A 485-nucleotide genomic window follows, 5' to 3' on the forward strand; every position below is an offset into this window, starting at 1 on the left:
GCCGAAGCGTCGACGATGCTGCGTTGCCACAGCAAAGGTTGCTCGCTGACCGGCTGGTAAGTCGCTCGCCAGCCATCGGCCTGCCGGACGAAGCTCACGCGCAAGGCATCGTGCTGCACCAGCAAGGCGTGCAGGGCTTGTTCCAGATGTTCAGGGTTCAACGGCTGCGTGGTCTTGAGCAGTACCGACTGGTTCCAGTGGTGCCGCTCGGGAATCGCCGTATCGAAAAATGCCTGATGGATCGGCAGCAACACGCTGTCGCCGGTCACCGGGCCCTGATCGATCAGCAGTGCGCCCTCGCCCAACTGCGCCACCGAGGCCAGGCCTTGTACGGTCTGGTGCTGGAATAGCTCTTTGGGGGTAAAACGAATCCCGGCCTGGCGCGCACGGCTGACCACCTGGATCGAGATGATCGAGTCGCCGCCCAGCTCGAAGAAGTTATCGCTGACGCCAATCTGCGGCACCTTGAGCACGTCCTGCCAGAT

The 485-nt window shown here is 62.5% G+C and carries 1 protein-coding gene; it reads right to left on the bottom strand.

Annotation, left to right across the window (positions count from 1 at the left end):
• Nucleotides 1–485, bottom strand: a 485-nt coding sequence (locus HX814_RS31295) for a phosphopantetheine-binding protein (RefSeq protein ID WP_177015457.1), incomplete at both ends; no start/stop codon positions are given.

Source organism: Pseudomonas sp. C8002, assembly GCF_013385765.1.
Taxonomy (GTDB): domain Bacteria; phylum Pseudomonadota; class Gammaproteobacteria; order Pseudomonadales; family Pseudomonadaceae; genus Aquipseudomonas.